Source organism: Hymenobacter sp. (genome assembly GCF_036387835.1).
Classification (GTDB): Bacteria; Bacteroidota; Bacteroidia; order Cytophagales; family Hymenobacteraceae; genus Hymenobacter.
In genome coordinates this window covers 1-8,964 of record NZ_DASVSY010000100.1, presented here as the reverse complement: position 1 = coordinate 8,964, position 8,964 = coordinate 1, and the positions used below count along the sequence as shown (strand labels likewise).

Below are 8,964 nucleotides of genomic sequence, written 5' to 3'. Positions count from 1 at the left end.
CCGCGAGATGCTTCGGCTGCGCCTCTGCAGGACTGTGTTTTCCCATTTGATTTACACAAGCATAATACAGAAAACAGGCTAAACTTTACTGCTTTTAGTTTCGTTTTGATATCTTTATTGAAATAAAATGAAGTATAACGAAGATATGCGTAATACTAGTCCATCCACTGTCTTTCACCGTCAAACCCTGCTACAGCAGTTGGAGAAGCAGCCGGTGTGGGACTTGCTTGTAATCGGGGGCGGAGCAACGGGCTTGGGCGTGGCGCTGGATGGGATTAGTCGGGGCTACAAAACCTTGCTGCTCGAACAGGTGGATTACGCCAAAGGCACGAGCAGCCGCAGCACCAAGCTAGTACATGGCGGGGTGCGGTATCTGGCGCAAGGTGACGTGGGGCTGGTGCGCGAGGCCTTGTATGAGCGGGGACTTTTGTTGAAAAACGCGCCGCACCTGGTTAAGAACCAGGATTTCATTATCCCGAATTACGAATGGTGGGGTGGCCCGTTCTACACCATCGGGCTGAAAATGTACGACTTGCTGGCCGGCAAACTCAGTCTAGGAGCGTCGGTGCACCTCAGCAAGCAGGAAACGATGGAGCGTCTGCCTACTATCAAACCTGAAGGCTTGAAGGGCGGTGTGCTCTACCACGATGGGCAGTTTGATGATGCCCGCCTGGCCATCAACCTCGCCCAAACGGCCATCGAGCAAGGCGGTACCTTGCTCAACCACTTTGAAGTGTGCGGGCTGCTGAAAGACGCGCAAGGCAACATAACTGGCGTAACCGCCACCGACCAGGAAACCGGCACTGCTTACGAGCTGCGTGCCAAGGCCGTGGTGAATGCCACCGGTATCTTCGTCGACGATATTCTGCAAATGGACAAGCCCGGCGGCAAGAAGCTGGTACGCCCGAGTCAGGGTGTCCACATCGTGCTCGACAAGTCGTTTCTGCCCGGCGACGATGCCCTCATGATTCCCAAAACCGAAGATGGCCGCGTGCTCTTTGCCGTGCCGTGGCACAACCGCCTGGTAGTAGGTACCACCGACACGCCCCTCAAGGAATACAGCCAGGAGCCGCAGGCGCTGGAAGAAGAAATCGAGTTTATCCTGCGCACGGCCGGCCGCTATCTTACCCGCGCCCCCAAGCGCAGCGACGCCCTAAGTGTATTTGCTGGCCTCCGGCCGCTGGCTGCCACCGAAGGCGGCGGCGAGAAAACGCAGGAAATTTCGCGCAGTCACAAGATTTTGGTGTCAGAAGCGGGCCTGATTACCATTACCGGCGGCAAGTGGACCACCTACCGCCGCATGGGCCAAGACACAGTAGACAAGGCCATTGCGCTCGGTAAGCTACCCGCCGCTGAAAGTGAAACTGCCCACCAGCCCATCCACGGCGCGCAGCCCACTCCCGACCGTAGCAGCCACCTCTACGTCTATGGTACCGACCAGCCCGCCCTGCTCGAACTCATAGCCGAGCAGCCCGTTCTAGGCGAAAAGCTAGACAGCACGCTGGAATTCCTGAAGGCTGAGGTGGTATGGGCCGCCCGCCACGAAATGGCCCGCACCGTAGAAGACGTGCTGGCCCGGCGGGTGCGCATCCTGTTCCTCGATGCCCGCGCCGCCAGCCGAATAGCGCCGGAAGTGGCCGCCCTGCTGGCGCAGGAGCTAGGCCACGATGCCACTTGGCAGCAGGAGCAGGTAGTTGCCTTCCGGCAGGTAGCCCAACAGTATGTGCTGGAAAGTTAAGTCAGGTCGTTCTAGCGGGGGACCTCACCCCCTAGCCCCCTCTCCAAAAGAGAGGGGGAACTAGCCTCTAGCTTTTCTAGTGCTAGCTCTAGTTTGGTTTTGAGCTTTCTATTTTTAGCTTTTAGTTCTAGAGCTAGTTCCTCCTCTCTTTTGGAGAGGGGGCTAGGGGGTGAGGTCCCCCCGCACGCTTCATTCACTACCGCCCACTATGCAGCAGTTCATCCTCGCCCTCGACCAGGGCACGACCAGTTCCCGCGCCATCCTTTTCGACCGGAAAGGCCACATCGTTTCGGAGGCGCAGAAGGAATTCACGCAGATCTTTCCTAAACCCGGTTGGGTGGAGCATGATCCGCTGGAAGTCTGGTCGACGCAGGCGGGGGTGGCGGCGGAGGCGACGGTGAAGGCCGGCCGCAACGGCAAGAACATAGCCGCCATTGGCATCACCAACCAGCGTGAAACGGTGGTGGTCTGGAACCGCAAAACCGGCAAGCCCGTCTACAATGCCATTGTGTGGCAAGACCGCCGCACCGCCGAATACTGCGACCAACTGCGGGAAGACGGCCAGGAAGAAATGATCCGCAGCAAAACCGGCCTGCTACTCGACGCCTACTTTTCGGCCAGCAAGGTGCGCTGGATTCTCGATAACGTGAAAGGCGCCCGCAAGCAGGCCGAAGCCGGCAAGCTGGCCTTCGGCACCGTGGATAGCTGGCTGATCTGGAACTTCACGCAAGGTGGGCTGCACGTAACAGATGTAACCAACGCCTCGCGGACCATGCTCTTCAACATTCACTCCCTCGCGTGGGACGATGAGCTGTTGGCGCTGTTTGATATTCCGCGGAACATGCTGCCGGAGGTTCGGCAGTCGAGCGAGGTGTACGGCGAAACCAAGACCACCATTTTCGCCTCGAAAATCCCGATTGCGGGCATTGCCGGCGACCAGCAGGCAGCGCTATTTGGGCAGCAATGCGTGCGTTCGGGCATGGTAAAAAGTACCTACGGCACCGGCTGCTTTATGCTGATGAACATTGGGGCGGAAGCCCGGCTTTCGCAAAACAAACTGCTCACCACCGTGGCCTGGAAGATAGACGGGCAGGTGCAGTACGCGCTGGAAGGCAGCATTTTTATTGCCGGGGCCGTGGTGCAGTGGCTGCGCGACAACCTTGGCATCATCAAAACCTCGGCCGAGGTAGAGCAACTGGCCCGGCAAGTCAGCAGCTCCGAAGGCGTATGTTTCGTGCCGGCCTTTGCCGGCCTCGGGGCGCCCCATTGGGACCCGTACGCGCGGGGCGTCATCTTTGGCATGAGCCGTGCCACGAAAGCGGCACACATTGCGCGGGCCGCCGTGGAGGCCATTGCCTACCAAACCATGGACGTGCTCAAAGCCATGCAAGCCGACGCCGGCCTGCCCATCACCGAACTGCGCGTAGACGGCGGGGCCACCGTCAACGAGACGCTGATGCAGTTTCTGGCCGACGTGCTCGACACCAACGTGGTGCGCCCCCGCATGGCCGAAACCACCGCCTTAGGCGCCGCCTACCTCGCCGGACTGGCCGTGGGCTACTGGAAAAATGTAGAGGAAATTCAAGCGCTCAACCACGCCGAAACCACCTACAGTCCCAAAGCCAACCAAGCACCTATTCAGGAAGGCATTGCCAACTGGAACCGCGCCGTGCAGGCCTTGCAAGTGTGGGCCAGAGGCGCGCAGCCCGCCCAACAAGCAGCTTCTGCAACCACCCAACCTGAAACCACTGAAGCCTAATGAGTCCTTTTGTTGCAGAATTAGTCGGGACTGCGGTGCTGCTGCTGTTAGGAAATGGGGTAGTAGCCAACGTGGTGCTGACCGACACCAAAGGCCACAATAGCGGCTGGTTGGTCATCACCACGGCGTGGGCCTTATCGGTGTACGTGGGCGTGGTAATAGCCGGACCGGTGAGCGGGGCGCACCTGAATCCGGCCGTGACGGTGGGGCTGGCCGTGGCCGGGAAGTTTGCCTGGAACTTGGTGCTGCCTTACCTAGCGGCGCAGTTTGCCGGGGCCTTCGTAGGCGCCGCGCTGGTGTGGCTGCTCTACAAAGACCACTTCGACCGCACCCCCGAGCCGCGCCTGAAGCTGGCCGTGTTTTGCACCGGGCCGGCCATTCGCAACCATGCGTCCAACCTACTCAATGAAACCATCGGTACGCTGGTGCTGGTGCTGGCGGTGTTCTTCATTGCCGGCGCCGAAATCACGCCTACGCATACGCCCGTGGGTTTAGGTTCGGTGGGCGCGCTACCCGTGGCCCTTGTGGTGTGGGTGGTGGGCCTCGGCCTCGGCGGCACCACCGGCTACGGCATCAACCCCGCCCGCGACCTGGCCCCCCGGCTAGCCCACGCCCTATTACCTATCCGCGACAAAGGCCCAAGCGAATGGACCTACGCCTGGATTCCCGTAGTAGGCCCGCTCCTCGGCGGCGTATTAGCGGCCCTGCTGTTTCTGCTACTGAGTTAGCAGAGCTGCGAGCTGCAAGCTTTCGTTGAACATCAGCTTGAAGCTTGCAGCTCCCTTACTTCGCATCGTTGATTTCTATCCAGTAGCCGTCCGGGTCTTGCAGGTAGATTTGCTTTACCCCATCGACTCGAACGGTTGGCTCTTGGGCGTCGCCTTTGAGGTTGGTGTAGCGCACGTTCAGCTTTTCCAGGCGGGTGGTCAGGGGTTGAAGGGAGGCCACGCTGAAGCAGAGATGCACGTTTTTCTCCGGCGTTACCACGCAGGTTCCTTGAATGATGTGCATCTGCAAACCGGGGCCTATTTTAAGCCAGGTGTGGCGGCCATCGTTGAATGGGTTGGGCGTTTCTTGTAGCTCCAACACGTTTTTGTAAAACGAATTGCTGGCGGCAAGGTCGCGCACGCAGAGTGCCGCATGGTTGAACGTTAGTGCGTTTTTCGACTGCGCAGACTGCGCACACGCAAATTGTAGCCCCACTAAACTCAGCATTAAAAGGGAAAGGAGGGCGCGTTTCATATGGTGATTTTGCTTGGAAAATTGTCAATCTGCCCCAATATAAACAGGATGGTAAAAGAGGCTACAGCGCTTCTTTTACCATCCTGTTGTATACCGCCCCGCTGCCATCTACTTCACCGCTACATTCTTCTTGGCAAAATCAGCCGCGGCGTCGTTTAGCTGCTTGGTTGAGAGAGTTTTGCTGCCTTCGTCAATTAGCACGCGGTAGCGGAACGTGACTGATTCGCCTTTCTTGAGCTGGAGGTTTTTGGCGGTTGCGCCGTTGGTAAAGACCTTTTCACCGAGCGGGTTGGCCGCAAACAAGCCGTAGCCGCGGGCATGCCAGTAGGTGGGGTAGTTCGGGTTTTTAGGGTGGTCGAGGATGGCGATGCTTATCGAATCCGGGCCCATTTTGCCGTAGACCTTGCACCAGGCGGCGCGGGTGCTCCAGGCGTCGTTGCCGCGCTTGCCGGTGCTGGTAAGGTAGGTGCCGTTGGCGGCGCGGTCGGTGCCGGCTTTCACTACCGTCACGTTGCCTTTGTCGTCGGTGAACTTCTCGTCTTTGTCGCTCGGGATTTGCAGCTCGTGAGCCACGCGCAAGCCGAGCAGACCATCCTTGGCATCCGTGAACGTTACTTCCGTATTGGCTTTGAGGGTCGTGACCCGGTCGATGGTCCGTTCCCGGTCGGTGCCGCTGAACTCGTACTTGGTGGTTTCTTCCAGCAAGACCTCGTTTTTCTGGTTGGTCCAGTTGGCATGGTAGGCCAGCACGCCAACGGGGCCGCTGGTGGTGGTCGTTATCCGGTCGGTTTTGATCCAGCCGTACGCGCTTTTTTTCTCGGCCGGAATGGCGTAGGAGTTGTTCCAGAAATCGAGGCCGTTCACGTTCTCGAAGTTGAACCACAGGCCGAGGTGGTGCGGGTGGTCGGTAGGGTCGCCGGGCTTGGGCGCCACCGGAAACCCGCGCGTTACGACGGTGCCATTGGCGGCGCGCAGCGGATATAGTACCGGCTTCTCTAGCGTGTCGGGGTAGAGCAGGGTGGTGAACAGCTGCTTGCCCACAAACACATCCACTTTCTTGGCTTTTGGGTCTTTGACCACCCGGACTTGTTCGGTTTTCTGAGCTTCCGCGCTGGAAATGCAAGCCAGCGCCAGCAGCAGAGCGCCGGCGCCAGATAGGGAGGATAATTGCATTGTATGTCGGGTTAAGTGCTTAGGCTACAAAGGCTTTGCCGCCCACCATTACTTCCTGCGTTTTCTCGTCGAAGGTGGCTTTCAGGCCCGTGTGCACCGCCGCGTTGGTCATGATAGTGGCAATGGAGTGGCTGTAGCCGGCCTCAACGGGCGCGTTGGGCTGCTTGCGGCTGCGCACGCACTCCATCCAGTTGCGCACGTGGTTGGACGTCAGCTTGTCGCCGCCCGTGTTGGCCGAAGCAATAACCGGCTCCGCCGCCGACAAGCTGGCTGCTGTCAACAGATTGGGCTGCATTTTCATGGCTTCCGCCATCTTTTGCGTGAGGCCGCCAGTGGGCGAAACCGTGTTGGTGTTCAAGTTCAGCTCGCCGCCGTTGGAGTAATAGATTTCCGCGGGGTGCTCGTCGCCGTTGTGCATGCGGGAGTGGAAAGTTACCTGGAAGCCCTTGGTCATGTCATTGGTTGGGCCGTAGTCGAACACGGCCGTAATGGTGTCCCAATTGCGGCGGCCGTCTTTCCACATGTAAATGCCGCCGTTGGCCACCACGCTGCGCGGATGCTGTAAGCCCGTGAACCAGTGAACGGTATCAATCTGGTGCGACATCCACTGGCCCGGTAAGCCCGAAGAATACGGCCAGAACAACCGGAACTCCAGGTACTTGCGCGCATCAAACGCCTCGCTGGGCCGGTTCATCAAATAGCGCTTCCAATCGGTTTCGGATTCCTTGAGCTGCGGAATCAGGTCGGCGCGGCGCCAGCGGCCGGGCTGATTAACGTTCCAGGTCAGTTCCACCATGGTGATGGGGCCGAACTTGCCGGATTTAATGAACTCCTCGGCCGCGTGGTAGTTGGCCCCGCTGCGCCGTTGCGAACCTATCTGCACGATTTGCTTGGAAGCTTTGATGGCTTTCAGCGCGGCGCGGTTGTCTTCCATGGTTTCGGCGAACGGCTTTTCCACGTAGGCGTCGCAGCCGGCTTTCACGGCCTCAATGGCGTGTAAGGCGTGTTGGAAATCGGCGGTGCTGATGAACACGGCATCCACCAGTTTCTTGTCGTACATCTCCTCGTTGTTGCGGCAGGCTACTACATCGTGCTGCATCTTCTCTTTCCAGGTGGCGGCACCTTCTTCGCGGCGCTTCTTCCAGATGTCGGACACGGCCACCACGTCGAAGTTCAACTCCTTGTAGTGGCTCATAAAGCACGGGATGTGCGAGCTTCTGTGGCGGTCGGAAAAGCCCACCACCCCGACGCGCACCCGGTCGTTGGCGCCAATGATGCGTTTGTAGCTGCTAGCCGACCAGGAAACCTGCGAAAACATCACCCCGGCACCAGCCAGGGCAGCTGTCTTAATAAATTCTCGACGTTGGTAAGACATGGGAAAGGAAGGTTGGGTGAACGATGAGGAATGGGCAGTGAGGAGCAAGCAATGAAGAGTAAAGAATAAGACCGTGACGAAGCGGGCGAGATGCTTCGGCTGCGCGGACGCCAGATAGAGCGTGACGGTTAGTTTGACAACATCAGCAGGCCAGATGCTTTGGCTGCGCTTCTGCACGACGGGCTTATAACTCGTTTACTTCATGCTCACTACTTGTTTCAATTCTTTGATTTTGATGCTCCGAAACGACACGTTGTTGCCATGGTCCTGCAACAAAATGTGACCAGCGGGAGCCTCGCCGAAGTTCGGCCAGATTTTGTACTTGCTGAGGGCTACCAAGTCTTTGAACTCCTTGGAGCCGCGCGTGTACTCCAATACTTTGGCGCCGTTCAAATAATGCTCCACCCGGTTGTCGGGGTAGACCACCACGCGTCCCACGTTCCACTCGCCAATTTTGTGGATGAAACGCGGATTCTTATCGGCTTTCTTGAGGTCGTAGAGCGAGGCCAGGGTGCGGTTGCCGTCGCGCCCGAGCTTGGCGTCGGGGTGCAGCTCGTCGTCGAGTACTTGGTACTCCAAGCCGATGGCTGACCCCTCGCTTTTCTCGGCCAGGGTCACGAAGTATTTCACGCCGCTGTTGGCGCCGGGTGTCAGCTTGAACTCGAACGACAAGTCGAAGGCCTTGTACTGGTCGGTGGTGACGATGTCGCCGCCGTTGGTGGATTCTTTGCCTTCTGAGGGCAGCACGCTCATGGTGCCATCGGCCACCTGCCAGCCTTTGGCGGGGAAAGCGGTGCCTTTGGCACTGCGCCAGCCCGTTGAAGATTTGCCATCGAAAAGCAGCTTCCAGCCGTGCTGCTTTTCGTAAGGCGTCAGCAGGTTGGGCATGAAGTTAACCACGTAGATGTCGGTGGGGAAAGCACTCGGCTGGAGGTCGGTGGTTTTGATTTTGATGTTCTTGAAATACACCTTCTTGCCTTCCTGCTCTTTGGTGGTGATGCCGTGCACCTGCAAGCCAATAAAGCCGTTAGCATCCACCGGGTCCACCACGTAGGCCACCGGCGTGCCGTTCAGCCAGGTTTTCATCTCGTTGCCGATGCACTCTATTTTTATGTGGTTGTACTGCCCCACTTTGAAGAGGAGCTTGGCCTTGGGATTCAAGTCCAGCGGGTACAGCCACTGCCGGCGCGCCTCATCGTACACGCCCCCCGACCAGCTCCGCTCCGAGGGGTCGATTTCCACCTGCCGGCCGTAGACCTTGTTCTCGAAGCCGGGCGTGTTGAAATGGCTGCGGGTTTGCACGCCCGAATTGCTGACGTTGCTTTCCAGCATGATGTCGAGCTCCAGCTGAAAGTCGCCGTACTCTTTCTCGGTCACCAGAAACGTGTTGCCCGAGTTCATAACCGTCGTGCCGACGATAGCGCCGTTTTCCACTTTGTAGTCGGCGGTGCCGGCCAGGCGTTTCCAGCCGGTCAGGGTTTTGCCATCAAACAAGTTTTGCCAAGCATCGGCCGCCTTGGAAGGAACGGGCCGAGGTGGGATAAACGCCATGGTAGCCGCACATATGGCCCCGACGGTTGCAACTGTGACTTTTTCTAACATGTTGATTTTGAAAGGTGAAAAGGGAAAGCAGGGGTGGTAGGAGGTTGCATGCACAGTAGCGGGGGGGGGGGGGGG

At 58.5% G+C, this 8,964-nt stretch carries 7 protein-coding genes; 3 read left to right on the top strand and 4 right to left on the bottom strand.

Annotation, left to right across the window (positions count from 1 at the left end):
• The first annotated feature begins 127 nt into the window (after positions 1 to 127).
• The 3 genes from VF639_RS19410 to VF639_RS19400 all read left to right on the top strand — a co-directional run bounded on the left by VF639_RS19410 (position 128) and on the right by VF639_RS19400 (position 4,225).
• Positions 128 to 1,738: a glycerol-3-phosphate dehydrogenase/oxidase gene (locus VF639_RS19410; RefSeq protein ID WP_331147596.1), complete on the top strand. Its 1,611-nt coding sequence runs from the start codon at positions 128 to 130 to the stop codon at positions 1,736 to 1,738.
• 208 nt (positions 1,739 to 1,946) lie between these two features.
• Entirely contained in the window at positions 1,947 to 3,497 is a 1,551-nt protein-coding gene (gene glpK, locus VF639_RS19405; protein WP_331147595.1) for a glycerol kinase GlpK, read from the top strand.
• Positions 3,497 to 4,225, top strand: a complete 729-nt coding sequence (locus tag VF639_RS19400; RefSeq protein WP_331147594.1) for an MIP/aquaporin family protein — start codon at positions 3,497 to 3,499, stop codon at positions 4,223 to 4,225. Before glpK ends, VF639_RS19400 begins: the two co-directional genes overlap by 1 nt.
• 55 nt (positions 4,226 to 4,280) lie before the next feature.
• On the opposite strand, the gene VF639_RS19395 is transcribed toward VF639_RS19400, so the two are convergent.
• From VF639_RS19395 to VF639_RS19380, 4 genes are all read right to left on the bottom strand, one after another.
• Positions 4,281 to 4,739, bottom strand: a complete 459-nt coding sequence (locus VF639_RS19395) for a VOC family protein (protein ID WP_331147593.1) — start codon at positions 4,737 to 4,739, stop codon at positions 4,281 to 4,283.
• A gap of 108 nt (positions 4,740 to 4,847) precedes the next feature.
• Entirely contained in the window at positions 4,848 to 5,912 is a 1,065-nt protein-coding gene (locus tag VF639_RS19390; protein ID WP_331147592.1) for a DUF6807 domain-containing protein, read from the bottom strand.
• A gap of 19 nt (positions 5,913 to 5,931) precedes the next feature.
• A complete protein-coding gene (locus VF639_RS19385) occupies positions 5,932 to 7,287 on the bottom strand; it encodes a Gfo/Idh/MocA family protein (protein ID WP_331147591.1) in 1,356 nt (451 codons plus the stop codon).
• A gap of 195 nt (positions 7,288 to 7,482) precedes the next feature.
• The gene (locus VF639_RS19380; RefSeq protein ID WP_414654764.1) at positions 7,483 to 8,889 is read right to left on the bottom strand and encodes a 3-keto-disaccharide hydrolase; all 1,407 of its coding nucleotides are present in this window, start codon (positions 8,887 to 8,889) and stop codon (positions 7,483 to 7,485) included.
• Positions 8,890 to 8,964: the final 75 nt, after the last annotated feature.